Raw genomic sequence first — 25,795 nt, forward strand, 5'->3', positions numbered from 1 at the left:
CAGCCTCGTCAGGAGGTCCCATGTCCCTTGCATCACCGGCATTCGCCTTTCCCTCTCTCAGCGAGCCCTTGGTTCTCACAGCGGCGCGCGACATCGCCCAGCTCATTGAAGCAGGCCAGGCGCTCTCGCGCGCCGGCCTGAATGCGATCCTCACCCGTCTGTTCGGCGGCACCGACGCCGAGGGCCGGTGGTCGGTACGCGATGCCCATGCAGCGATCGAGCTCGCCCAAGTGCTCTGGTTGCAGGCTCATGCCGGACTCGCCCCCGCGTCGCCAGCCGACGACGCTCACGCAGCGTTCGCGCAACTCGAGGCATTGCTGCCGACTCAGACTGTCCGCTGCGAGGAGCAGATTGAGCTCCAGCAGTTCTCGACGCCGCCACGCATCGCCTGGCTTCTCGCGCGAGCCTGCGTGCTCCGCACGGGCGAGGCGGTACTCGAGCCATCTGCTGGCACCGGCATGCTCGCGACCTGGGCGGCGAAAGCAGACGCACGTCTGATCCTCAACGAGATATCTCCGCTCCGCCGGGATTGCATCGCCTGCCTATTTCCGCAGGCCGCCGTGAGCGGCCATGACGGCGAGCTCATCGACGAGCTTCTTGACCCACGTCAGGTGCCGACCGCTGTTCTCGTCAATCCACCCTTCTCGTACGGGATCGAGCGCGGACACGACGGGCATACGGGCGGCCGTCACCTCCGCTCGGCCTGGAAGCGGCTCGCCCCCGGCGGGCGGCTGGCCGCGGTCATGCCCGAGTGGTTCGATGTCCATGGGTTCCTCGGCGCGATGCGAGAACCAGTCACGGTGCAGCTCAATGTTGCGGTGGAGCGCGGCTTCTCGAGGCACGGCACCTCCATCACAACGCGCCTGCTGGTGCTCGACAAGATCGAAGCCGCGGCAGATCCCGTGGTAACTCGCACCAGCGACTTCGGCGCGTTATGTGAGCTGATCGATGCGATCCCGGCCCGGCCCTTCGCAACCGCGGCTCAGTCGTCCTCCGCCTCATTGGTCCTTGCTCCGTTCCGGCTCGCGAGTTTGGCGGCCCGGCCGCGGCCGGTGCCGCCCCGGCACGCGGCGCCGGCAGCTCCAAGCGAACCCTGTGCGTACGAGGCGCTCGAAGTGCCGGCTCCGATCGCCGACCAGGTTGGGCACTACCTCCCTTATCGGCCTAGCCGCATAGCGATTGCGGGTGCGAACGAGCATCCGACGCCGCTGGTTGAATCGGTCGCGATGGGCTCGATCACCGCACCGGTGCCGACCGAAGTCCCGCTGCTTCCCGCCGGGGTCATTGCGCGAGGTCTGCTCTCGGCTGCCCAGGCCGAGACCCTGATCTACGCCGTTAGCGCCCATGGGCGCGACCTGCCCGGCCGCTTGGTCCCGCAGGACAAGGGCTGTTCGCTCGCGCCGAGCGCTGAAGGCGCCGTCTACCGCATGGGCTACTTCCTCGGCGATGGGACCGGAGCCGGGAAAGGGCGACAGGTCGCTAGCGTGATCCTCGATCGCTGGCTGCGCGGCGAGCGGCGGCACATCTGGATTTCGAAGAACGAGGCGCTGCTTGAGGACGCCCGCCGCGACTGGACGGCGCTCGGCGGTCTTCCGATCGATATTCAGCCGCTCGGGCAATGGAAGCTCGGTCTGCCGGTGACGATGGGGGACGGCATCTTGTTCGTCACCTATCCGACGCTGCGCTCGGGGAGGTCCGACGCCACGCGCCTCGACCAGCTCCTGAAGTGGGCTGGCGACGATTTCGAAGGCGTGATCGTGTTTGACGAGGCACATGCAATGGCCAACGCTGCAGGCGGTGAAGGCTCGCGCGGCAAGGTCAAGGGCTCGGAACAGGGAGTGGCAGGCGTGCGGCTGCAGAACCTGCTGCCGCGGGCGCGAGTGCTCTACGCATCGGCGACAGGCGCATCCGACGTCAACAATCTCGCCTATGCCACGCGCCTCGGGCTGTGGGGTCCGGAGACGGCCTTCGCCAACCGAGAGGCCTTCGTGAGTGACATCCGCGACGGCGGCATTGCAGCGATGGAACTCGTCGCGAGGGACCTGAAGTCGCTCGGGCTCTACACGGCCCGCGCGCTGTCGTTCGTCGGGGTCGAGTATGAGATCCTGGAGCACCAGCTAACGGCTCCCCAGATCGCGGTCTATGACGCCTACGCCGAAGCCTGGGCGATCATCCACGCCAACCTGCGCGAGGCGCTCGAGGCGACCCGTATTGTCGATAGCGACAGTGGCAACACGCTCAACAGCGGAGCCAAGTCCGCAGCACTATCGATATTCGAAGGCACCAAGCAGCGCTTCTTCGCCCAGCTCCTGCTGTCGATGAAGCTGCCGAGTCTGCTGCCCGCGATGGAGGCCGCACTCGCCGACGGAAATGCCGTGGTCGTCCAACTGGTTTCGACCGCCGAGGCCATGCTCGACCGGCGCCTGGCGGAACTTTCGGACGAAGAGCGCGAGGCGCTGGAGATCGACCTCTCCCCGCGCGAATACGTGATCGACTATCTCGCCAAGAGCTTCCCGGTTCGCCTGATGGCGGTGTTCACGGACGAGAACGGCAATGCGCGTTCCGAGCCGATGGTCGACGAGGAAGGCCGCCCGGTGCTGTGCCGCTCGGCGCTCGCCGCGCGCGAGCGAATGATTGAGCAGCTCTGCGCGCTTCCGCCGATCGCCACCGCACTCGATGCGATCATCGAGCGGTTCGGGGTCGATCAGGTCGCCGAGGTGACCGGACGCAGGCGGCGACTGATCGTCGGGCCGGACGGGCGGCAGAAGCTCCAGGCACGCAGCCCGCGCGCCAATGTCGCCGAGACGCAGGCGTTCATGGACGGCGCCAAGCGCATCCTGGTCTTCTCCGACGCCGGCGGCACGGGCCGCAGCTATCATGCCGATCTCTCTGTCCGGAACCAAGCCCGCCGCGTGCACTTCCTGCTCGAGCCGGGCTGGCGCGCCGATGCAGCGATCCAGGGGCTGGGGCGCACGAATCGCACCAACCAGGCCTCGGCGCCGCTGTTCCGTCCGGTTACCACCGATGTACGCGGCGAACGCCGCTTCATCTCGACGATCGCCCGGCGCCTCGACAGCCTCGGCGCGCTCACCCGCGGGCAGCGCCAGACGGGCGGGCAGAATCTTTTCGATCCGGCCGATAACCTGGAAAGCGTTTACGCCAAGGAGGCGCTCAATCGCTGGTTCGGGCTGCTGTTCACCGACAAACTCGAGGCGGTGGGACTGGCCAGGTTCCAGGAGCTGACCGGGCTCCGGATCGAAGGGCCCGACGGCGGCATGGTCGACGATCTGCCGACGATCCAGCGCTGGCTCAATCGCATCCTCGCGCTCCCGATCGCTTTGCAGAACGCGATCTTCGACGAGTTCCTCGCCCTCGTCGAAGCGCGGGTCGATGCCGCACGGCAGGCCGGCACGCTCGATCTCGGCGTCGAAACCATCACCGCCGAAAGCTTCGAGGTCCTGTCGGACACTCTGCTTCGTGCCGATGCGTTGTCAGGCGCGACGACGCACTTGCTCGAGCTGGAGATTGCCCGAGCGCTGAAGCCTCTGACGTTGGCGAGGCTGATCGAACACCACGGGATCGACGATCCACAACACCGCCCGCTGCGCAATGGCCGCTCGGGCCGCGTCGGACTTCTCGTCCCCGCGCGCAGCATGATGACCGACGAGGGTGCGCGGATCGCGCGGTTCGAACTGCATCGTCCGCTCAAGAGGGGATATCTCACCGCCGACCAGCTGGACGAGAGCAGCTGGGAGCCTGTCGACGAGAAGGAATTCCGGCGCCTGTGGCAGTCGGAGGTCGACGAGGCGGCGTCGAACCTCAAGTATGAGCGGCTCCATCTCGCGACCGGCCTGCTGCTGCCGGTCTGGGACAAGCTCCCAGCCGACCATGTGCGCATCAGTCGGATTTGCGCGAGCGATGGCCGTTCGCTTCTCGGCCGCGAAGTTCCGATCCACTGCCTGTCCGAGCTTTGCCGGGCTCTCGGAATGGATCAGGGCCCTGCTATTTCGGCCGATGAACTGGTGGCGTCGGTCTTGGCGACTGGCCGTCCGCTCGAGATCGCAGGAAGGGAACAGCTGACGCTCAAACGGAGCCTCGTGAACGGGGGGCAGCGACTTGAGCTTACCGGATGGAGCGCCGCCCGCCTCGACTGGTACAAGGCTCAAGGCTGCTTCACCGAAATTATCCGCTACCAGACCCGGCTGTTTGTGCCGGTCGAAGGGGCAATCCGAGTCCTCGATCATCTCCGATCGGTGGGTTGAACGTCGGCTCAGCGCCTTCAATTCGGACGTTCGGCCTTGTAGCCGACGATCCCAACAGCCGCCATTCGTTCCGCCAGCGCTCAACTGGTTCAGACCCGAAATTGCGCTGACGGCCCAATAGGCGTCGCCACAATTATATTCGGAGTGCAGCAATCAGGGCGTCCCGAGCCATGGCCACGCGCGGGTGTCGCAGCGATGAGCGTGCCCAGACGAGGTAGTAAGCGTTGCGCGGCACCGTGACCGGGGCGGGTATCTCGATCAGCGTGCAGGCCGAGCGTTCGCCGCGGGTGAGATAGCCGGGCAGTACCGTCCAGCCGAGGCCCGCGCACAATCCCGAGCGTAACACTCTCAAATCGGGCGCGGTCAAGGCCGGCTGGCTCGTCAGCTCGATCTGGTTTGCCTCGAGCCAAGTGCGCAGCAGCGGCCGGTCGAGGTCGTAGGCGAGGTGGGCCGTCCGGTTGAGCCCGTCGGCAAGCGGCAATTCGGCAATCCGCCTCGCCACGGCGGGAGAAGCTACGGCGCGCAGGTGTTCCTCGCCCAGCGCATGAAAAGCCAGCCGCGGATCGTCGGGTTGCGAGGCGGTGACGGCCAGGTGCACCTTGTCCTCGAGCAGCATGGCGTAGAGCGCCTCGCGCCCGCCGATATGCAGGCGCAGGTCCAGCCCTGCTTCCAGCAGCGGGGCCAGCCGGGGCGTGATCATCTCTCCCAGCAGGTCCGACGGCGCGGCGATGTGGACCGTGCCGGAAATGCGAGACGAGCGGGCCCGCGCGCTGGCCAGTGCCGATTCCGCCGTGTCGAGGCTGCTTCCGATCGAAGCAGCGAGATCATCGGCAATCGCTGTCGGTCGGACGCCGCGCGAATGGCGATCGAACAAGGGACGGCCCAGTTGCGCCTCGAGCGATGCGATGTGCTGCGACGCCGCCGGTTGGGTGATGCCGATTGCCCGAGCCGCCTCGCTCAGTGAACGACGGCGGTAGACTTCGACGAAGGTGCGCAACTGCAGGAGGGACATTGCGGTTCCATAAGCGGATTTATGGCCGTCCGCCATTCCCGCTGGATTTCATGATGCCGTTCCCTGCGTATCTAAGCCGCCGAAAGGAACGATCGAATGCAAAATCGCCGCCAACTGCTGAAAGCTCTCACCGCTTTCTTTGTGGCAGGTGCGCCTGCGCCGGGTGCGTTTGCTCGTGTTCCCGACATCAATGGAAAAGGACAATTGACGATGACCCGCATTCTCATGGTGGCCACCTCCGCCGACCGCATGACCCCCGGCACCGAACCGACGGGTGTCTGGCTCGAGGAGCTTACCACCCCGTATTATGCCTTCCGCGATGCGGGCGCCGAGGTGACGCTGGCCTCAATCAAGGGCGGCGCCATCCCCGTCGACCAGCGCAGCGTCAACGCCGACGGCGAGAACGACGCTTCGGTCGAGCGTTATCTGAAGGACGAGGCCCTGAAGGCCGAGGTTGCCAGCACCCCTGTATTCACAAGCATCGATCCCGCCGGCTACGACGCGCTGTTCCTGCCCGGCGGCCACGGCACGATGTTCGATTACCCCGGCAGTGACGAGCTGGCGCGCCTTGTCGAACGCTTCGACCGCGAGGGCAAGATCGTCGCCGCCGTCTGCCATGGACCGGCAGGGCTGGTCTCGGCGAAGAAGGCCGATGGCACGCCCTTCGTCGCCGACCGCCGTGTCGCGGGCTTCACCGACAGCGAGGAACGCGCGGTCGGCCTCGATCAGGCGGTGCCGTTCCTGCTCGAAACGCGCCTCGAGGAACTCGGCGGCAAGCACGAGGGCGGCCCCGATTTTGCCCCCTTCGCCCTGCGCGACGGCAATCTGGTGACCGGCCAGAACCCCGCCAGCGCGGCGCGCACCGCGGAGCTCGTGATGGAAGCCCTCAAGGACAAGGTCGCCTGATCATGCGCTATCTCCACACCATGCTGCGCGTCGCCGATCCCGAGGCGGCGATCCGGTTCTTCACGCTGCTGGGTCTCAAGGAGACCCGGCGCATGGAGAACCAGGCCGGGCGTTATACGCTGATCTACCTTGCCGCCGACGAGGATTTCCGCGGCGACGGCGAGCAGGGCGAAGCCGAGGTCGAGCTGACGTACAACTGGCCGCCCGAAGACGGCAGCCCTGCCGAGACTTATATCGGGGGCCGCAACTTCGGCCACCTCGCCTACGGGGTCGACGACATCTACGAAACGTGCGCGCGGCTGCAGGCGGGCGGCGTGACGATCAATCGCCCCCCGCGTGACGGATACATGGCGTTCATCCGCTCGCCGGACGGGATCTCGATCGAACTGCTGCAGAAGGGCGAACACAAGGCTCCGGCCGAACCATGGGCCTCCATGCCCAACACGGGCGAATGGTGATGGCTAAATTGTTCGAACCGATTGAGGTTGGCGGGCTGCGGCTCGCCAACCGCATCGTCATCGCGCCGATGTGCCAGTATTCGGCCGAGGATGGCGCGATGACCGACTGGCACCGGATGCATCTCGGTCAGTTGGCGCTCTCGGGCGCCGGCGCGCTGACGATCGAGGCGACTGCCGTGAGCCCGGAAGGGCGCATCACCTATGGCGACGTCGGCCTGTACGATGACCGCACCGAAGCGGCGATGCGAAGCGTGCTCGAAAGTGTGCGCCGGTGGTCGGACATGCCGCTGATCATCCAGCTGGCCCATGCCGGCCGCAAGGCGAGCTGCGCCAAGCCGTGGCACGGCGGAGCGCAGCTTTCCCCCGACGCGGAGAATGGCTGGCAGACCGTGGCACCCAGTGCCATTCGCTTCGATCCGGACGACCATCCCCCTGTTGAACTGGACAAGGCAGGGCTTGCCCGCATCCGGCAGGCGTTCGCGGATGCCGCCCGGCGCGCCGGCAGGCTCGGCATCGAAACCGTCCAGATCCACGCCGCGCATGGCTATCTGCTCCACGAATTTCTTTCGCCGATCTCCAACCGGCGCGGCGACGAATACGGCGGCAGCCTCGACAACCGGATGCGGTTCCCGCTCGAAGTGTTCGATGCCGTGCGCGAAGCGTTTCCGGCCGACCGCCCGGTGACCGTCCGCGTTTCGGCGACCGACTGGGTCGAAGGCGGCTGGACGGCGGAGGAGACCGCAAGGTTTGCACAAGAGCTGGAGCGGCGCGGTTGCGCGGCGATCCACGTTTCCAGCGGCGGGCTCGACCCGCGCCAGCAAATCCCTGTCAGTCCCGGCTATCAGGTGCCGCTGGCGCGGACTGTCAAGGACGCGGTCGCCATGCCTGTCGTGGCGGTCGGAATGATCACCGAACCGCACCAGGCGGAGCGCATCCTCGAAGACGGGCATGCCGACGCCATAGCGATAGCCCGCGCTGCGCTGTGGGATCCGCGCTGGCCCTGGCACGCCGCCACCGCGCTTGGCGCATCGGTAAAGGCGCCCCCGCAATACCTCCGGTCCGAGCCCCCCGAAGCGGGCCGCATCCTCAAGGAAATGATCCCATGAAAGCTTCCGTCAAACTGCTTCTTGCCGCTGGCGCCGCTCTCACGCTCGCCGCCTGTGCGACCACGCGCGAAGGTGGATCCGCGCCTCAAGTCGAGCAGGTCGCGACCTTCGATGGCGCGATGCCGACTGGCGTGACCGTCGCCCCCAACGGGCGCATTTTCGTCAACTTCCCGCAATGGGGCGACAACGCACCGTTCACGGTGGCCGAGCTGGTCGACGGCAAGGCGGTGCCCTATCCCGACGCCGCGACCAACCAGCCCGATCCGGCCGACCCGGCGGGGCATTTCATCTCGGTGCAGAGCGTGGTGGCCGACGGCGCTAACCGCCTCTGGGTGCTCGACACGGCGGCGCCCAAATTCTCTCAACCACAGGCCGGCGGTGCCAAGCTGGTCGCGATCGATCTTGCGACCGACCGGGTGGTGAAGACGATCGTCCTGCCGCCCAGCGTGGTGCTGCCCACGACCTACCTCAACGACGTGCGCTTCGATCTGCGTCAGGGCGCCGAGGGCGTCGCCTACATCACCGACAGCAGCAACGAGGGCATCGGCGGCATCATCGTCGTCGATATCGCCAGCGGGCGGGCGATCCGGCGCCTGTCGAACCATGCGACGACCAACCCCGAGCCCGGCTTTACCCCGGTTGTCGACGGCGCGGTGCTGATGAACCGCCCGGCCAACGGCCCCGCGACGCCGGTCACGATCGCAAGCGACGCGATTGCGCTCAGCGCCGACGGCAGCCTGCTGTATTACGGTCCACTGTCGGGCCGCACGCTGCACGCGGTGCCCACGGCGATGCTGCGCGATCCCGCGGTGTCCGAGGAGGAACTGGCCCGCGCGGTCCGCAGCCTGGGGCGCAAAGGCGCCTCGGACGGGATTGCCGAGGACGACAAGGGCCGCGTGTTCGCCGGCGATTACGAGAACAACGCGATCCGCGTGCTCGACCAGGGCCGCTGGACGACGCTGGTCGGCGACCCGCGCATCAGTTGGCCCGACACGCTGTCGATCGGCACCGACGGCTACCTCTACTTCACCGCCAACCAGCTCCACCGCCAGCCGGGCTTCCACGGCGGGCGGGACCTGCGGCGCAAGCCCTACGAGCTGCTCCGCATCAAGGTGGGCGCCGGGCCCGTCCTGTTGCGCACGCAGTGATCCCATCAGCCCGGGGGCTGGCGCGGGGCCGCGATCCGGCGAAAAATCAACAACTGATTTGAAGGAATACAGTCATGACCAAGGGTATCGAAGGCAAGGTCGTTCTCATCACCGGCGGCAGCACCGGCATCGGCGCGGAAACCGCGCGTCTTCTCGCGAAACGGGGCGCGAAGGTGGCTATCGCCGCGCGGCGCAAAGACAGGCTCGACGAGGTCGTCGCGGACATTGCCGCAAACGGCGGCACGGCACGTAGCTACGCGCTGGACGTGACCGACAAGGCGGCGGTCCAGTCCGTCGTCGCCGCAATAATTGCCGACTTCGGCCGCCTCGATGTGCTGATCAACAACGCCGGGCTGATGCCGATCCGTCCGATGGCCGAGGTCAACACCGACGAGTGGGACCAGATGATCGACGTCAATCTGAAGGGTACGCTCTACGGCATCGCGGCGGCCCTTCCCGGTTTTCTGGAGCAGGGCAGCGGTCATATCATCAATTTGAGCTCGGTTGCGGGCATCAAGGTCTTCGCACCGGGCGGCACGGTCTACTCCGGCACCAAGTTCGCCGTCAGCGCGATCAGCGAGGGCTTGCGCCACGAGGTGGGGGAAAAGGTCCGGGTCACGTCCATCGAGCCCGGAGCTGTCGAAAGCGATTTGAAGTTCACGACCTCTGGCGCGGCTGCCGAGACGGTGCTGGACTTCTACAAGCAGGCCATCCCGGCGGCATCGGTGGCGCGTGCTATCGCGTTCGCTGTCGAACAACCTGATGACGTCGACGTCAACGTGATCGTCATCCGGCCGACCGCACAGCAGTTCTGATTTCGACGAGGAGGCGGGGCCGCGTGTGCTCCGCCTCATGGGGAACGTACCCGTCCGCTCGTCCGTTGCTTTGCCGAATGATATCTGTCCGTTTTATTCGAGGAGTCAATTATGCCGAAACTTGCCCTGTATGTACCACTGAAGGCCAAGCCCGGAAAAGAGCGCGATGTCGCCGATTTCCTGACCTCGGCATTGCCGCTCGTTCAAGCTGAGGCGGGCACTCTGACCTGGTATGCGATCGAGGAAGGTCCCGGTGCGTACGCGATCTTCGATACGTTCGACAGAGAGGAGGATCGGCAGGCCCATCTTGACGGAAAGGTTGCTGCCGCACTGATGGAGAAGGCAGAAGAACTGTTTTCTGAACCGCCGCAGATTCACAAGTTCACCCTGCTGGCCGCGAAATAGCGGAGCGGTCGGCACGCTAGAAGAGCTGCAAAAGGAAAAGATCCGTGAAAGCTGTCGTGTACAACGGGCCCAAAGATGTTTCTGTCAATACCATTGACGATCCAAAGATCGAAAAGCAGACCGATGTTATCATCCGGCTGACCACGACCAATATTTGCGGGTCGGACCTTCACATGTATGAAGGCCGTACCAGTTTCGAGAAGGGCAAGGTGTTCGGCCACGAAAACCTTGGCGAGGTCATCGAAGTCGGCTCTGCCGTAGATCGCATAAGAAGGGCGATCGCGTGTGCATGCCGTTCAACGTCGGTTGCGGCTTCTGCGAAAATTGCGAACGCGGTTTGACGGGTTTCTGCCTCACGACCAACCCTGGAACCGCCGGCGCAGCGTATGGCTTTGCCGAGATGGGTCCGTGGCAGGGTGGTCAGGCCGAGTTGATGCGCGTTCCTTACGCGGACTTCAATTGTCTGAAGCTGCCCGAGGACGCCGAGGAGAAGGAGGATGACTATGTCATGCTCTCCGACATCTTCCCGACGGGTTGGCATGGCGTCGAACTGTCCGGTTTCCTGCCTGGCGAAAGCATCGCGATCTACGGCGCCGGTCCGGTCGGTCTGATGGCCGCACATTCAGCCGAAATTCGCGGCGCCTCTCAGATCTTTGTCGTCGATTCTCACGATGACCGTCTGAAACTGGCCGAAGCGATGGGCGCTATTCCGATCGACATGCGCAAGGGCGATCCCGCCCAGCAGATCCTTGACGCGACCGGCGGCCTCGGGACCGACCGGGGGGTCGAGGCGGTCGGGTATCAGTGTTGCGATCGCCACGGCAAGGAGCGCAGCAATTACACGATGAACTGCCTCGTCAAAAGCACGAAGGCCACCGGCGGAATCGGTGTCGTCGGCGTGTTCATTCCGGAAGACCCGAACGCGCCCGACGATCTCCAGAAGGAAGGCAAGATGGCGTTCGACTTCGGCAACTTCTGGTTCAAGGGCCAGAAGATCGGCACCGGCCAGTGCAATGTGAAGCACTACAACCGGCGCCTGATGAAGCTTATCGAGCAAGACCGGGCCAATCCCGCCCAAATCATCTCGCACCGATTGCCGCTTGATCAGGCACCGGACGCCTACAAGCATTTCGACGCGCGCGATGCTGGTTGGACCAAGGTCGTGCTCAAACCGGGCACCTGACCTAAATCTTCGACGGTACAGGAAACAGATTATGACTTTGGAAGGTAAATCCGTTGCCATTCTGATCGCACCCCGCGGGACGGAAGAACCAGAATTCTCGCAGCCCAAGCAAGCTGTCGAGGACGCTGGTGGCAGAGTGACCGTGGTCAGTTTTGAACCGGGCAAGGCTCGCACAGTCAATGGCGATCTCGACGAGGGCGGCAGCTATACTATCGACAAGACGTTTTCCGAGGTGAAAGCCGACGATTTCGACGGACTTGTTGTGCCCGGAGGGACTGTCGGTGCCGACAAGCTGCGCGGCAGCGGCGAGGCAATTGATTTCATCCGGGCCTTCTTCGATCAGAAAAAACCCGTTGCGGCCATATGCCATGCACCCTGGACATTGATCGAGGCGGGCGTGCTTAAGGGTCGCACCTTGACGTCCTACCCGACGCTGAAGGTCGATATCGAGAACGCCGGCGGTGCATGGACCAATGAGGAAGTCGTGGTCGACAACGGCCTTGTTACCAGCCGTGATCCCGATGATTTGCCCGCCTTCTGTGCCAAACTCGTCGACGAAATCGCAGCGGGGAATTAAGACGGGGCGTTTCGACGAACCATGTGAGGGCCCTTTTCCCGGAGAAGGTCCGCACAAAGCAAGTGTGGCGAATGGCCAGCGATTGGCCGTCCGCCACGCCGCGTATCACACGAACATGGCCCACCCGACGGGCACTCGAACCCTGAGCCGAGTCAACCCGCGGTGACACATCGCCGGCTCCCGCTTCCAGAATCGACCCATTCCAGCGTGGGTTTGAGGTGCACCTGATCGAACGTGCGTTCGGCCAGATTTACGACCTACAGTGCCGCCTTGAGATAGCGGGCGGTGAGACTGCCTTCCGCTTCCGCAACTACACCAGGAACGCCGCTGGCAACGATACGGCCCCCATCTTCCCCGGCCCCCGGTCCCATGTCGATGATCCAGTCCACCTGCGTGATGGCGCGCATGTCATGTTCGACGACTACGACGGTATTGCCAGCGTCTACGAGGCCCTGCAGGTGTTGCATCAGCCGGTCGCCATCGGAGGGGTGAAGCCCCGAAGTTGGCTCGTCGAGGATGTAGATCGTGTTGCCGCGTTGAGCGCGTTGCAGTTCAGTCGCCAGCTTGATGCGCTGCGCCTCCCCGCCAGACAGCTCGGTCGCCGGCTGTCCGAGCCTCAGATATCCAAGGCCGATCTCCCGCAACACGTCGAGGGAGCGCATCACAGATGCCTCGCCAGCGAAGAAATCGCACGCATCGTCGACCGTCAGTTCGAGCACCTGGGCGATATTGCGCCCGTTCCATTCGACTTCGAGCGTTTGCGGGTTGTAGCGAGAACCATGACAGGTCGAGCACGGGGCAAAAACGCTCGGCAGGAACAGCAGCTCCACCATGACGTATCCCTCGCCCTCGCACACAGGGCAGCGGCCTTGCGCGACGTTGAACGAGAACCTTCCCGGGCTGTAGTGCCGCCGGCGGGCGAGCGGCGTATCAGCGAAGATCCGTCGCACATGGTCGAACATGCCGCTGTAGGTGGATAGGTTCGAGCGCGGCGTGCGGCCGATCGGTTTCTGATCGACCCGCACCAGCCTGCGGACATGCTCCATGCCTGCGACAATGCGTCCTTCAGTGTCGTTCTGCGCATCGAGCAGCGGATCGATATCCTCCTCCTCGGCCACGGGTGAGCCGCCGAGGTGTTCCGTGACGAGCTCGGGCAGCGCCTGACTGACAAGACTGGATTTGCCCGATCCCGAAACGCCGGTGACAGCGGTGAAGCAGCCGATGGGTAACTCGACGTCGAGACCATGGAGATTGTTCCGCCTGATCCCTTCCAGGCGTAGCCATGCCTTGGGATCGCGCGGTGTGCGCTCACTGCGGAGCGGCTCTGCGAACAGGTAGCGGCGGGTGATCGAAGTCTCGACGTCGGCAAGCCCCTCGATCGGCCCGCTGTAGAGGACTTCACCGCCCTTTTCCCCGGCTCCTGGCCCGACATCGACGAGCCATTCCGCGCGGCGGATCACGTCGAGATCATGTTCGACGACGAACAGGGAGTTGCCCGCCGCCTTGAGACGCTCGAGGATGGTGAGCAAGGCTTCGCCATCTGCCGGGTGCAACCCTGCCGAAGGCTCGTCAAGGACATAGACCACGCCGAAAAGCTGTGACGACAATTGCGTGGCAAGCCGCAAGCGCTGCAGCTCTCCGGAGGAGAGCGTCGGCGTGCTGCGGTCGAGCGAAATGTAGCCCAGGCCAAGATCGATCAGCGGCTCTAGCCGCTCGATCAATTCGCAGGCAAGGCGTTGGGCGGCGATCCGCTTCTCGTCGGAGAGATTGGGCGTGCGGCGTACGTCGGGCGCGCTCTTGTGCGCAGAGCCGCCCGCCGCAACCCGTTGTTCGACCGCTGCATCGCGGGCCGCTTTTTCCAGAACATGGCCCTTTGAGGGGGCGGAGACCGCCCCATACGCGCCATGCGCGACGGGCATCAGCAAGTCCTTCAGCTTGAGCACCGTCAGGTCACCGAACTCGGCAATGTCGAGGCCGACGAATTTGACCGACAGGGCTTCACGTTTCAGGCGCTTGCCGTCGCAGGTCGGGCAATCGCGGCCGATGATATATTGCGAGACGCGCTTCTTCATCAGCGCGCTCTTAGTGTTGGCGAAGGTTTCCAGCACATAGCGGCGCGCGCCGGTGAAGGTGCCCTGGTAGCTCGGCTCCATGCGGCGCTTGAGCGCCGTCCGGGTCTGTTCGGGCGTCAGGCCCGCATAAACCGGCACCGTCGGCGCCTCTTCAGTGAAGAGGATCCAGTCGCGATCTTTTTTCGGCAGGTCGCGCCACGGCGTATCGACATCATAGCCGAGCGAAATGAGGATATCGCGCAGGTTCTGGCCATGCCACGCGGTTGGCCAGGCGGCGATCGCCCGATCGCGAATGGTGAGGCTGTCGTCAGGCACCATCGTCTCTTCGGTCGCGTCATATACGCGGCCGATGCCGTGGCAGGTCGCGCAGGCCCCCGCGACCGTGTTGGGGGAGAAATCCTCCGCATAGAGCATGGGTTGATGGCGCGGATATTCGCCGACGCGCGAATAGAGCATCCGCACCAGGCTGGAGAGCGTCGTCACGCTGCCGACCGAGGATCGCGCGTTGGCCGAGCCGCGCTGCTGCTGCAACGCGACCGCAGGCGGCAAACCGTCGATCGCGGCGACCTCCGGCACGCCGGCCTGGTCGATCAGGCGACGGGCATAGGGCGCAACCGATTCCAGATAACGCCGCTGGGCTTCGGCATAAAGGGTGCCGAACGCGAGCGATGACTTGCCCGAGCCCGATATGCCGGTGAACACCACGAAGGCGTCGCGCGGTACATCGACGTCAATATTTTTGAGGTTATTCTGGCGCGCGCCGCGAACCTGCACGCAAGCGGGCGGCCCCGTATGCCCATGATCGGTGGCCGGCGTCGTCGCGTGAATATCCTTGTTCTTCAATTCAGTCTTCCTGCCCTATCCGCCCGTGCGGCCCGTGTTCATTACGGTCGGGGTAACAGATCAATGCATTTCCGACGCAATCCATCCAACGGTTGTTGCCGCATCGCGACGCGTTGCGATTTTGCCAGAGCGCGCGTCATCATGGCCGGGTCGGGCCATGATGACGGGCGAGTTGTCGATCCGGGCGCCTCGCGCCGCTTCGGATCGGCGGGTCAGTAGTGAATGACCGAGCGGATCGACTTGCCTTCGTGCATCAGTGCGAAGGCCTCGTTGATCTCCTCCAAACCCATCGTGTGGGTTACGAATGGGGCCAGATCGAGATCGCCTCTCATCGCGTCCTCGACCATGCCGGGGAGCTGTGTCCGTCCCTTGACGCCACCGAAAGCGGACCCCTTCCATACGCGGCCCGTGACGAGCTGGAATGGGCGGGTGGAGATTTCCTCGCCCGCGCCGGCAACGCCAATCACGATCGACTGACCCCAGCCACGGTGCGCTGATTCAAGCGCGGCGCGCATGACGTGGACGTTGCCGATGCACTCGAAGGTATGATCGATGCCCCAGCCCGTCATCTCGATCAGCACTTGCTGGATCGGCTTGTCATGGTCCTTGGGGTTGATGCACTCGGTCGCGCCGAACTGGCGCGCCAGCTCGAACTTGGACGGATTGGTGTCGATGGCGATGATGCGACCCGCCTTCGCCTGGCGCGCACCCTGAATCGCCGCGAGGCCGATGCCGCCGAGGCCGAACACCGCGACCGAGTCTCCGGGCTGGACCTTGGCGGTATTGTGGACTGCGCCGATTCCGGTCGTGACGCCGCAGCCGAGCAGGCAGACATGTTCGGGGTTTGCCTCGGGATTGATCTTGGCGAGCGAGACTTCGGCAACGACAGTATATTCACTGAAGGTTGAACAGCCCATGTAATGATAGAGGGGCTGACCATTGTACGAAAAACGGGTGGTCCCATCGGGCATCAAGCCCTTGCCCTGCGTTTCGCGGACAGCGACGCACAGGTTGGTCTTGCCCGACAGGCAGAAGTCGCACTTGCCGCACTCGGCGGTGTAGAGCGGAATCACGTGATCGCCCGGCCCGACGCTGGTGACGCCTTCACCGACCTCGACAACGATGCCCGCGCCCTCGTGGCCCAGAACCACCGGGAAAACACCCTCCGGATCACTCCCCGCCAGCGTGTACGCGTCGGTGTGGCACACACCGGTGTGCGTCACCCGTATGAGGACTTCGCCTTTCCGGGGCGGGGCGACATTGATCTCGACGATTTCGAGTGGCTTGCCTGCCTCGAAGGCTACAGCGGCGCGAGATTTCATGTTGGGATACCTTAGTTGAATTAAACCGATTGCTGGTGCGAGGCCGTTGCGTCAGCGCCGCTATGCCGGTCAGACCGTAACGACGACCTTGCCGATCTGTTCGTTCGATTCAAGGAAGCGGTGAGCGTCCTGGATGGCGTCGAGCGGGAAAGTGCGCGCGATCCGCGGCTTGAGCGCGCCCGATTCCAGACCCGCCACGATGAACGCCTTGGCGCGATCGAGTGCGGCGTCGTCCGAGACGATCTCGCTGTAGATATAACCCTTGAGCGTGAGGCTCTTGCCCAGCACGGAGAACAACGGGAACGGCGTCGGTTCGCTGCTGAGCGCGCCATATTGGAGCAGGATGCCGCCGCGTGCCATGCTTTCGGTCAGCGGCTCGAACGACGGGCCTCCGACCGGATCGAGCACCACGCGCGCGCCCTGACCAGCGGTTATCTCCATCACCCTCGCTACCAGATCCTCTTCCGCGGTCGCGACGACATGATGTGCACCGGCATCGATCAGGGCCTGGCGCTTGGCGCCGGTACGCGTCGTCGCGATTACCGTCGCGCCGACCATCCGCGCAATCTGGAAGGCAGCAAGGCCGACGCTGCTGGAGGCAGCAGTGACGATGACGAAATCGCCCTCGCCGAGTTTCGCCTGCTCCACCAGCGCACCCCAGGCGGTGACATACTGCATCCACACGGCCGCCGCTTCCTCGAACGACAGCGCCGCCGGATGCTTGACGACGAGGCGGGCGGGCACGTTGGCGACCTCGCCATAAGTGCCCCAGCGCGCGATATCGAGCGGGGGGATGACGCTGACGGCTTCGCCTTCCGCAAACCCGGTCACGTCCGCGCCGACCGTAACGACAGTGCCGGCAGCCTCATAACCAAGGCGGCTCGGGAACTCGGCTTCCTGAAGGTAGGCATGGTTGCGGAACATCACCTCGGCGCGGTTTATGCCTATAGCCTTCACCGCGATCTGCACTTCGTCGGCCGCGGGCGCGGGGACTGCCACATCTTCAATCCTGAGGACGCTGGCGTCGCCATATTCGTGGATACGGACGATGCGGCTCATTGGAGACTCCTTGATTATTGAATGATCGTTCTGTAAGGGAGCGGACCACCCGTTTCAAGATATTATTTATCGATCGTTCCATATCGTGCACCAGAGATGACAGAGACGAAAGCCCGTCGCCGCGCAGGTCGCCCTCGTGTGTTCGACACTGACGCTGCGCTCGACAAGGCGGTGCGGCTGTTCTGGCAGCGTGGCTACGAGGCGACATCGATGGCCGATCTGGTGGCGGAGACTGGCGTCGCCGCCGCCAGTCTCTATGCAGCGTTTGACAACAAGGCGGGGCTGTTTGCGGCGGTGATCGAGCGCTACGCCGCGACGTTCAGCGTCCACCTCTATGCACCCATCAACGATCCGGCGTTGTCCACCTACGAGGCCGTCAAAGGCCTGCTGGAACGAGCGGCGTCATCATTCTCGGAACCTGGAACGCCGGCCGGCTGCTTCATGTATTCGGCAGCGGCAGCCGTTTCGCCGGCGTCCGCCGCCATCGAATGCCTGCTGCGCGACAAGCGTATCGCGGCGGAGGCCCTCCTGATCGAGCGTCTGCAACGCGGCGCCGCGCAGGGCGAGCTTGCGGCCGACACCGATCCGGCCGTGCTAGGCAAATTCATCAATACGGTCATGGAAGGCATGTCCGTTCAGGCGCGCGACGGCGCTACGATCGACGAACTGCTCTCCATTGCCAAAATGGCACTCGATCGATGGCCGGCCGCGATATGATCGTTACGTGATGGTCATCTTCCAATCCGCCTCCCGCGACCGAACAGTCGAACTCATCTCATAGGACGAAAGCACATGAAATACGTGACATTGCCCGGCGGGGAAGTGGTTCCTTCACTGGGTCAAGGCACCTGGAAGATGGGCGAACGTGCCGAGCGCCGATCCGATGAGATCGCAGCGCTGCGCGCCGGTGTCGAACTGGGCATGACGCTCATCGATACCGCCGAAATGTACGGCGATGGTGCGGCGGAAACGCTGATATCCGAGGCGTTGGGCAGCGTTCGCGACCGGTTGTTCATCGTCAGCAAGGCATATCCGCAGAACGCATCGCGCTCCCGCCTTGCCGGTGCGTGCGAGGCGAGCCTGAAGCGGCTCGGCACCGATCGGCTCGACCTCTACCTGCTCCACTGGCGGGGATCAGTGCCGCTCGCTGAGACGATAGAGGCAATGGAGGCGCTAAAATCAGCGGGGAAAATTAGGTATTGGGGTGTCAGCAACCTCGATACCGACGATATGGACGAGCTTGTCGCTGCCGGCGGGGATGGCTGCGTGACCGATCAGATCCTCTACAATCTCGTCCGTCGAGGACCTGAGTTGGACCTGTTGCCGTGGCTCGCCCAGCACAAAGTGCCAGTGATGGCGTACAGTCCCGTCGAGCAGGGACGCCTCTCAAGCCATCCCGCCCTCGACAAAGTAACGTCCCGGGTTGGCGCAACCCCTGCGCAGGTCGCACTTGCCTGGACCTTGCGCCACGATGGCCTCATCGCCATCCCGAAAGCGAGTTCGATTGCACATGTGCGGGAGAACCGCGCGGCCGCAGATATCGTGCTCTCCGACGCCGACCTTGCGACACTCGATGCGGAATTTCCCAGGCCACGCGACCGCCGTCCACTCGAGATGCTTTAGCGTCAGATGACGATATTATCGCTCGAAGGAACAGAACGCAAACCGGATCGGCGGTAGGCGCTCAGCGGTGCGGTGATCGGACCAGTGTCGACACCGCTATCGAGCGGGTGCTGCGCGACTGACGGTTCGAGAACCAGGCCTATCGCGCCCCTGGCCCCAATCTGCTCTTAGCCTCCACGAATAACTGTCTGACCGTTCTTACCGTCTATGGGGCGTATCCGAGCTGGCAGGGCATCCAGCCAAGGGCGTCATTCTTGTCCATCGGGCGCTCTGGATCGAAGCTCGGGCGGCCTAGCTGTCAGCACGACACCGCGCTGCCTGAGTTTCCGAGCTGCCATCCCAGCGTGCGCCGCTGGCGGGAAGGTGAGCCGATTACTCGCTCAAGCTCAGTTCGACAGAGCGCAGGCCATGAACCGTTCACTGCACTGCAGCGCCGAATTAGCGCTCTGCTACCTAAAGAGCTGCCTAGCAAAAAAATGCTCTCAATTGCCCGATCTCGCAAGCTCAGTATCTGATTTACGAAAAAGGGAAATGTGGTGGACGCACTAGGGCTCGAACCTAGGACCCGCTGATTAAGAGTTCCCTTAATTTCAACAACATCAAGTACTTAGCTGCATCCGCGTATTGATTTGACGACAACGACACACAACGGACCACAAAGCGATCTAGCACAAATTGGGTCACATCCCGGGGTAAGCGTGGGATGGCCGCTATGCGCCCATCCCAGTCATTCGAGTGTTTGGGTTTTTGTCCTGAAAGCTGCCGTTCTCAATGCGGATCCTTTGAGTTCGCGCCCTTAGCGCCGAGCGCTCAAAGAGCTTCGTCCGGATGCATTAGACTACCTGCCGCGGGCGTCTCTTATTTCGGGAGCATTTCATCCTGGATGATCGGAGAAAGGAGCTCCACCGCTCGCAGACGGTTATATTCGAGTTCAATCTTGCTGCGCTAGCGGCAACCACACCTCAAACGTGCTGCCTTCTCCCGGAGCGCTCTCGAGAAGGCGTATTTCCCCGCCGTGCAGTTCCACGAGTTGTTTCACCAGTGCGAGACCAATCCCCAGTCCGTCACCGACGATCCCGAGACCATTGTCCGATTGTTCGAACATTTCGAATATCAGCGTTTGCCGGTCGGTCGGGATGCCTACGCCGTTGTCCGACACTGTCAGGGTCGCGCGATCATCCGACTTCGCAGCAGTGACAGCGATCCGACCACCATTGGGTGTATACCGAGCCGCGTTGCCGACGATGTTGCCAACAATCTGGATAAAGCGCGCCGGATCGATATCGAGCATGATCGGCTCTTCGGGTATTTCCACCAGCAGTTCATGGTTTCCCGCCTCGATTGCCGGCCCTGCGATTTCCAGTGCTTGCGGCATGAGGTCGCCGAGCAAGAGCGTTTCCTTGCGCAGCGATATCTTGCCGTGCTCGATACGGTTGATATCGAGCAGATCGTCGACAAGCCGCGTCATGTGTTGCAAGTGCTGCCCTATAGATTTGTGTATGGTCTCGTTGTTCAGGCCCTCCCTCGGGCGTTCAAGGAAATTGAGCCCGGCCGCCAGCACCGCCAGCGGGTTGCGCAGTTCGTGGGCAAGCACTCCCAGGAATCGGTTCTTCTGCTGGTCGGCGGCCTGTAATGCCGCGGTCAGGCTGGCCAGTTCATCGCGCTGTGCAATTATCTGCTGACGCTGGACGAACATGTCGAAGAAGACGCTCGACTTGGATCGCAGGATGTCGGCTTCGATCGGCTTCTGGATGAAATCGACGGCGCCTGCCTCGTATCCGCGGAACTTGCGCGCCGCTTCCCCGCTGCCTGCAGTGAGGAAGATGATTGGAATATGCCGCGAACGCTCGTTCGCACGCATGATTTCGGCCAGTTCGAAGCCATCCATCCCAGGCATCTGCACGTCGAGCAGGGCAAGCGCATATTCGTTGCCCAGCATCAGTTCGAGAGCTTCCTCACCGCTGTGGGCCTTGTGCAATTCAAGGTCTTCACGTGCCAGCAGCGCCTCTAGCGCGAGCAGGTTCTCCTCGAGATCATCGACCAACAGGAATTTCACGGTAATGGTCATCGCGCGATCATCGCCTCCAGAGCAGGTTCGATTTCTTCCAGTTGCATGGTCCGCGCGCTGGGACAGGCGGCCAGGGCAGCCTCGGGCATGGTCGCGACTTCTGCCGTGGCGGGGATTTGCACGATCCCCTGTCCACCGGCGGCACATACGGCCCGCAGGCCTTGGGCCCCATCGCTGTTTGCCCCGGTCATGACGATGCCGGCCAATCCCGGACCAAAGGCATCGGCTGCGCTTTCGAACAGCACATCGATCGCGGGGCGCGAGTGATTCACATGCTCGTCGGACGACAGGGCAATGGTCCCGCTGGCTTCGACGAGCAAATGGTAATCCGGCGGAGCGAAATAGATCGTGCCGGGCGCGAGCGGTTCCTTGTCCTCCGCCTCCTTGACCGGGAGCCGACACTTTGCGGCGAACAGGTCGACGAGCGAATTGCTTTGCCGTGGCGGGACATGGACGACCACGAGAACCGGGGCGGGAAAATCAGCTGGCAGCCTGGGGAGCACCTGCGATAACGCCTGGACGCCGCCCGCGGAAGTGCCGATTACGACGGCCTCGAGGCTCATCACGCGCTCCTCCGGTAGATTTTCTCCTCTCGCACGAATTCGGCGAACATGTCCGCATGTTCCGAAAAACGCAGGCTTTCCTTCGATCCAATGCCGAGAAACCCGCCGTGCACGAGCGACTCGCCGAACAAGCCCACGACCCGGTCCTGCAACTCGCGATCGAAGTAGATGAGCACGTTGCGACAGGAGATCAGGTGCATCTCGCCAAAGGCTGCGTCCGTCACTAGGCTGTGGTCCGAAAAGACAGTGCGTTCTCGCAGCGACTTGCTGAACACGGCCCGATCGTAGTCCGCGGTGTAATGGTCCGACAGCGAGCTATGCCCGCCCGACAGGCGGTGGTTCTTGGTGAAGAGTTGGATGCGGTCGAGCGGATATACGCCCGCCTGCGCCGCACGGAGGGCAGCGGGGTTGATATCGGTAGCATAGAAGATCGTTCGTTCGAACAGCCCCTCTTCCGCGAAAAGAACGGCCAGGGAATACAACTCCTCGCCTTGGCTGCACCCTGCAACCCATACCTTGAGCGAGGGATAGGTGCGCAAATGCGGCACGACCTTCTCGCGCAGCGCGCGAAAATAGGATGGGTCGCGGAACATCTCGCTCACCTGCACAGTGAGGAAATTCAGCAGCTGCGGGAGGATGCTCTCGTCGTGGAGAACGGCCGACTGGATAGCGGAGATGCTGTCGTATCCCCACTGGCTGCGGGCCTGCAGCAGCCGCCTCTTTATCGACGCCCGAGCATAGTGCCGGAAATCGTAGTGATAATGGCGATAGATGGCATCCAGCAGCAGCTGGATCTCGATATCCTCGATGCCCTCGCTCATCACCGGGGCATCCATACCCGCACCAGCGACAGCAATTTGTCCACGTCAATTGGCTTGGCCATGTAGTCGTTGGCGCCTGCCTCGATGCACTTCTGCTGGTCGTCGGGCATAGCCTTGGCAGTGAGCATGACGATCGGAAGCTTGTTCCACCGCGAATCGGCGCGGATCGCGCGGGCGGCGGTGAGGCCGTCCATCACCGGCATCATCACGTCCATCAGCACGAGGTCGACAGCCTTGTCAGGATCATCCGCCGCTTCGCGGAGCGCGTCGAGCGCCTCCTGCCCGTTGCGTGCGATCCGTGTCAGGGCACCGCGTGGCTCGAGGATACTGGTGAGCGAGTAGACATTGCGCACATCGTCCTCGACGATGAGGATGCGTCGGCCTTCCAGTGCGGCATCGCGGTGGCGCGCCTTCTCGATCATCTGGCGCTGTTCGGGGGGCAGATCCGATACGACCCGGTGGAGGAACAGCGATACCTCGTCCAGCAGGCGCTCGGGCGACTTCGCACCCTTGATGATGATCGAGCTGGAATATCGGCGCAGTCGTTGTTCCTCGTCGGCCGACAGGTCGCGGCCAGTATAGACGATGACCGGCGGAAGGGGCCCGTCCTTCTCCTCGCTCAACGTTTCAAGCAGCGAGAAGCCCGACGCATCGGGCAGTGCGAGGTCGAGAACCATGCAGTCGTATTGGCCGCGACGCAATTCCTCGAGACATTCGGCTGCGGTGCCGACCGCCACAGTCTCGACATCCTGCGAACCGAGCAGTCTAGCCACCGCTTCGCGCTGGACCTCGTCATCCTCCACGATCAGCACGCGGCGCACGCGTGAAGCCAGCTTATCCTGCAAGCCCGCGAGCACTTCGGCCAGACGTTCGCGCGGGGCGGGCTTTTCTAGAAAGCCGATCGCGCCGAGCGCCAGCGCGGTCTGGCTCTGGTCCGTCCCGGATATCACGTGGATCGGGATATGGCGCGTCTCTTCTTCGTGCTTGAGCCTATCAAGCACGGTCAGGCCGGACTGATCGGGTAGGCCGATGTCCAGCACGATCGCGCTCGGGCGATATTCGCGGGCAAGGTCTATGGCTTCGGTCGCCGTTCCCGCGACGATGCACTGGAAGCCCAGTTCGCGCGACAGGTCACACACGATACCGGCAAAGGTCGAGTCGTCCTCGATTACCAGCAGGAGCCGCTTTTCTTCCGAAAGGTCCCTACGGTCGTCTTCCAGCACGCTCGCGCTGGCTTGAGCTGGTTTGGGCCTGACCGGCACGCGCGCGGGCGCGAGCACCGGCTCCGAAGATCCCTCGCCTACAGGCGCGAGCTGGCGAGGTGCAACCGTTGCGGGGTCATATATGGCGGGCACACTGACGATAAAGGTGCTGCCCTTGCCCTTTTCGCTCTCGAGACGGATGCTGCCGCCAAGCAAACGGACCAGCTCGCGCGAGATGGACAGCCCCAGCCCCGTTCCGCCGAACTTGCGACTGATCGTGCCGTCCGCCTGGCGGAAGGCCTCGAAGATCGCCTCGCGTTGCGCCTCATCGATGCCGATGCCCGTGTCGGCCACGGCGAAGTCGACGATATCGCTCTCGCCCGGCGATATGGTCAGGGTGACGCTTCCGTCCTCGGTAAACTTGATCGCATTGGACAGGAGGTTTTTCAGCACCTGTTCCAGCCGCATCCGGTCGGTTTCGATCGAACGCGGCGCATCGGAGGCCAGCGCGATGCGAAGCTCCAGACCGCGCTGCTGTGCAAGCGGCTCGAAAACCTTGCGAAGATCGGAGGTAAGCCGATCGGTCGAAACCGTGCCAGCCTCGATCTCGACGTGGCCTGCCTCGATCTTCGACAGGTCGAGGATGTCGTTGATGAGGTTGAGCAGATCGTTGCCCGAGGACTCGATGGTGCGGGCGAACTTGACTTGGTCGGCGCTGAGATTGCCGTCGCTGTTGTCTCCGAGCAGCTTGGACAGGATCAGCAGCGAATTGAGCGGCGTGCGCAATTCGTGGCTCATGTTGGCGAGGAAATCCGACTTGTATTGGCTCGCCTGTTCCAGTTCGCGCGCCTTGAGCTGCAGCGCGGCGGTCGCGCGCTTCAGTTCGTCGCGCTGTCCTTCGAGGGTCTGCGCCTGCTCTTCGAGCTGGCTATTGGTCTGTTCCAGTTCGACCTGCTGGAGTTCAAGGCGCGCCTGGGATTCCTTAAGCGCGTTGCCCTGCTCCTCCAGCTCCTCGTTGGATACCCGCAGTTCTTCGCTTTGGGCCTGCAATTCGGCTGCCTGCCGCTGGGTTTCCTCCAGTGCTTCCTGCAATCGCTCGCGGAAGCGCGCCGAGCGGAGCGCGACGCCAATCGAGTCCGAGACGTTGTCGAGCAGTTCGAGCACGCGATCATCCACGGCATCGAAATATCCGAGCTCGACGACCGCGTTAACCGTTCCTTCGTTGAAGATAGGGGCCACGATGAGATGTCTCGGCGTGTCACTCCCCAGCGCCGATCCGATCTTCAGATAGCCGGCGGGTAGGTCCGACAGCGTGGTTGCGCGCGCATCCGCTGCCACCTTGCCTAGAAGGCCTTCGTTCAGACCGAACGTCTCCGGCACAGACGCGCTGTCCGCAACGCCGAGCATGGCTACACGATTGAACGTGCCGCTCTCGCCCTTGAAGAGTGCCCCGGCATTCGCGCCGGTTCTTTCGGCAAGAAACGACAGCACGGCGTCAGCCACCTGGGGCACCGTCTTCTCGCCCCGCATGGTTTCGCTCAATTCCACCTGTGCAGCCTGTAGCCAGCTCTGCCGCTCGCGGTTGCGACTGCTTCTTGCCATGAGGATGAAGATGGCGATGGTCAGGCCAATACCGATCAGGCTCGTAATCACAGCGCCGATGATCGCAGCACGCGAAGCCGCCGCCAGCTCAGCGATACGCTGCTGGCGCTCCCGGGCCTCTTCGACATTCATCTGCGCGATTTGCTGCCGGATTGCGTCCATGGCGACCTTGCCCTGATCGCTGTCGATCACTTCTACAGCTGCTGCAAACCCCTCCTCCTGCCGCGTTTGGATCGCATCTTCGGAAAGTCTGAGCCTGGTTTCGACTTTGGACCGAAGCACATCGAGGCTCTCGCCCCGGACCGGATTGGCTTGCATCAGCGTTTCAAGCGAGGACAGGCTTCGACGGGCATCCTCAACCCCCATTCGATAGGGCTCGAGATACTTGTCTTCACCGGTAATGACGAAACCACGCTGGCCGCTTTCCACATCCAGGGTCGCGATCATCAGCTCGTCGAGCGCCGTGAGCACTTCGTGCGTGTTGCGGATCCGCGCCTCGTTGTCCCGCATTCCGGCCACGTTGCCGTAGGCGGCATATGCCGTGACGAGGAAAAATCCGACGCCCACCAGCAGGCCGATGATCGACCACCCCGTGGAGGAGAGACGGATGCCCTGCTTCGTTTTCAGTTCCTGCAAAATCTACAAACCTCAAGGGAAGAGCCTGCCGCCCTAATTGCACGCAAATTCTGGCAAGCAACTGGTTTTCTGCCGGGCAGCATACCGAGCCTAAATCCGTGATTTCGATTCT

19 protein-coding genes and 1 pseudogene are annotated in these 25,795 nt (G+C 63.4%); 12 read left to right on the plus strand and 8 right to left on the minus strand.

What is annotated here, in order from left to right; all coding sequences use genetic code 11:
* Positions 1–20: 20 nt before the first annotated feature.
* Positions 21–4,262, plus strand: coding sequence for a strawberry notch family protein (locus HJG53_RS05410; protein WP_171128382.1), 4,242 nt, complete (start codon positions 21–23; stop codon positions 4,260–4,262).
* Between the two features lie 133 nt (positions 4,263–4,395).
* Here the strand turns inward: HJG53_RS05410 and HJG53_RS05415 are convergent, their stop codons facing one another.
* Positions 4,396–5,274, minus strand: a complete 879-nt coding sequence (locus tag HJG53_RS05415; RefSeq protein WP_171128384.1) for a LysR family transcriptional regulator — start codon at positions 5,272–5,274, stop codon at positions 4,396–4,398.
* A gap of 96 nt (positions 5,275–5,370) precedes the next feature.
* Here HJG53_RS05415 and HJG53_RS05420 point away from each other — a divergent pair, with 96 nt between their 5' ends.
* The 9 genes and pseudogenes from HJG53_RS05420 to HJG53_RS05455 all read left to right on the plus strand — a co-directional run bounded on the left by HJG53_RS05420 (position 5,371) and on the right by HJG53_RS05455 (position 11,872).
* Positions 5,371–6,180: a type 1 glutamine amidotransferase domain-containing protein gene (locus HJG53_RS05420; RefSeq protein ID WP_254447566.1), complete on the plus strand. Its 810-nt coding sequence runs from the start codon at positions 5,371–5,373 to the stop codon at positions 6,178–6,180.
* A gap of 2 nt (positions 6,181–6,182) precedes the next feature.
* Positions 6,183–6,638 carry a VOC family protein gene (locus tag HJG53_RS05425; protein WP_171128386.1) on the plus strand — a complete coding sequence of 152 codons (456 nt, stop codon included), beginning with the start codon at positions 6,183–6,185 and terminating at the stop codon, positions 6,636–6,638.
* Positions 6,632–7,744 (plus strand): NADH:flavin oxidoreductase/NADH oxidase, encoded by a 1,113-nt coding sequence (locus HJG53_RS05430; RefSeq protein ID WP_171128389.1) that lies wholly within the window; start codon positions 6,632–6,634, stop codon positions 7,742–7,744. The genes HJG53_RS05425 and HJG53_RS05430 overlap by 7 nt, the downstream gene beginning before the upstream one ends.
* Positions 7,741–8,892, plus strand: a complete 1,152-nt coding sequence (locus tag HJG53_RS05435) for an L-dopachrome tautomerase-related protein (protein WP_171128391.1) — start codon at positions 7,741–7,743, stop codon at positions 8,890–8,892. Before HJG53_RS05430 ends, HJG53_RS05435 begins: the two co-directional genes overlap by 4 nt.
* Before the next feature lie 74 nt (positions 8,893–8,966).
* A complete protein-coding gene (locus HJG53_RS05440) occupies positions 8,967–9,707 on the plus strand; it encodes an SDR family oxidoreductase (protein WP_171128393.1) in 741 nt (246 codons plus the stop codon).
* Positions 9,708–9,818: 111 nt separating this feature from the next.
* Positions 9,819–10,112, plus strand: coding sequence for a putative quinol monooxygenase (locus HJG53_RS05445; protein WP_171128395.1), 294 nt, complete (start codon positions 9,819–9,821; stop codon positions 10,110–10,112).
* Between the two features lie 173 nt (positions 10,113–10,285).
* A pseudogene (locus tag HJG53_RS18600) lies at positions 10,286–10,506 on the plus strand (alcohol dehydrogenase catalytic domain-containing protein); the annotation flags it as partial.
* A 216-nt stretch (positions 10,507–10,722) separates the two neighbouring features.
* Positions 10,723–11,295, plus strand: a complete 573-nt coding sequence (locus HJG53_RS18605) for a zinc-binding dehydrogenase (protein ID WP_254447611.1) — start codon at positions 10,723–10,725, stop codon at positions 11,293–11,295.
* A 31-nt stretch (positions 11,296–11,326) separates the two neighbouring features.
* Complete coding sequence (locus tag HJG53_RS05455) at positions 11,327–11,872, plus strand: type 1 glutamine amidotransferase domain-containing protein (RefSeq protein ID WP_171128397.1); 546 nt, start codon at positions 11,327–11,329, stop codon at positions 11,870–11,872.
* A gap of 257 nt (positions 11,873–12,129) precedes the next feature.
* On the opposite strand, the gene HJG53_RS18975 is transcribed toward HJG53_RS05455, so the two are convergent.
* The 3 genes from HJG53_RS18975 to HJG53_RS05470 form a co-directional block, all read right to left on the minus strand.
* Positions 12,130–14,718 (minus strand): excinuclease ABC subunit UvrA, encoded by a 2,589-nt coding sequence (locus HJG53_RS18975; RefSeq protein ID WP_171129625.1) that lies wholly within the window; start codon positions 14,716–14,718, stop codon positions 12,130–12,132.
* Positions 14,719–14,999: 281 nt separating this feature from the next.
* A complete protein-coding gene (locus HJG53_RS05465; RefSeq protein WP_171128399.1) occupies positions 15,000–16,109 on the minus strand; it encodes an S-(hydroxymethyl)glutathione dehydrogenase/class III alcohol dehydrogenase in 1,110 nt (369 codons plus the stop codon).
* Between the two features lie 69 nt (positions 16,110–16,178).
* The gene (locus HJG53_RS05470; RefSeq protein ID WP_171128401.1) at positions 16,179–17,168 is read right to left on the minus strand and encodes a zinc-dependent alcohol dehydrogenase family protein; all 990 of its coding nucleotides are present in this window, start codon (positions 17,166–17,168) and stop codon (positions 16,179–16,181) included.
* Between the two features lie 138 nt (positions 17,169–17,306).
* On the opposite strand from HJG53_RS05470, the gene HJG53_RS05475 reads away from it, so the two are divergent.
* A complete protein-coding gene (locus tag HJG53_RS05475) occupies positions 17,307–17,885 on the plus strand; it encodes a TetR/AcrR family transcriptional regulator (RefSeq protein ID WP_368039512.1) in 579 nt (192 codons plus the stop codon).
* Between the two features lie 75 nt (positions 17,886–17,960).
* Positions 17,961–18,791, plus strand: coding sequence for an aldo/keto reductase (locus tag HJG53_RS05480; protein ID WP_171128405.1), 831 nt, complete (start codon positions 17,961–17,963; stop codon positions 18,789–18,791).
* 931 nt (positions 18,792–19,722) lie between these two features.
* On the opposite strand, the gene HJG53_RS05485 is transcribed toward HJG53_RS05480, so the two are convergent.
* Genes HJG53_RS05485 through HJG53_RS05500 form a run of 4 tightly spaced genes read right to left on the minus strand, consistent with a single transcriptional unit; the run spans position 19,723 to position 25,557 of the window.
* Complete coding sequence (locus HJG53_RS05485) at positions 19,723–20,859, minus strand: hybrid sensor histidine kinase/response regulator (protein ID WP_171128407.1); 1,137 nt, start codon at positions 20,857–20,859, stop codon at positions 19,723–19,725.
* Positions 20,856–21,422 carry a chemotaxis protein CheB gene (locus HJG53_RS05490; protein ID WP_171128409.1) on the minus strand — a complete coding sequence of 189 codons (567 nt, stop codon included), beginning with the start codon at positions 21,420–21,422 and terminating at the stop codon, positions 20,856–20,858. The genes HJG53_RS05485 and HJG53_RS05490 overlap by 4 nt, the downstream gene beginning before the upstream one ends.
* Entirely contained in the window at positions 21,422–22,258 is an 837-nt protein-coding gene (locus tag HJG53_RS05495) for a protein-glutamate O-methyltransferase CheR (protein ID WP_217352663.1), read from the minus strand. The genes HJG53_RS05490 and HJG53_RS05495 overlap by 1 nt, the downstream gene beginning before the upstream one ends.
* Positions 22,243–25,557: a response regulator gene (locus HJG53_RS05500; protein WP_171129627.1), complete on the minus strand. Its 3,315-nt coding sequence runs from the start codon at positions 25,555–25,557 to the stop codon at positions 22,243–22,245. Before HJG53_RS05500 ends, HJG53_RS05495 begins: the two co-directional genes overlap by 16 nt.
* Positions 25,558–25,795: the final 238 nt, after the last annotated feature.

Origin of the sequence: Sphingomonas sp. ID1715, from assembly GCF_013044515.1 — a bacterium.
Lineage (GTDB): Bacteria > Pseudomonadota > Alphaproteobacteria > Sphingomonadales > Sphingomonadaceae > Sphingomonas_B.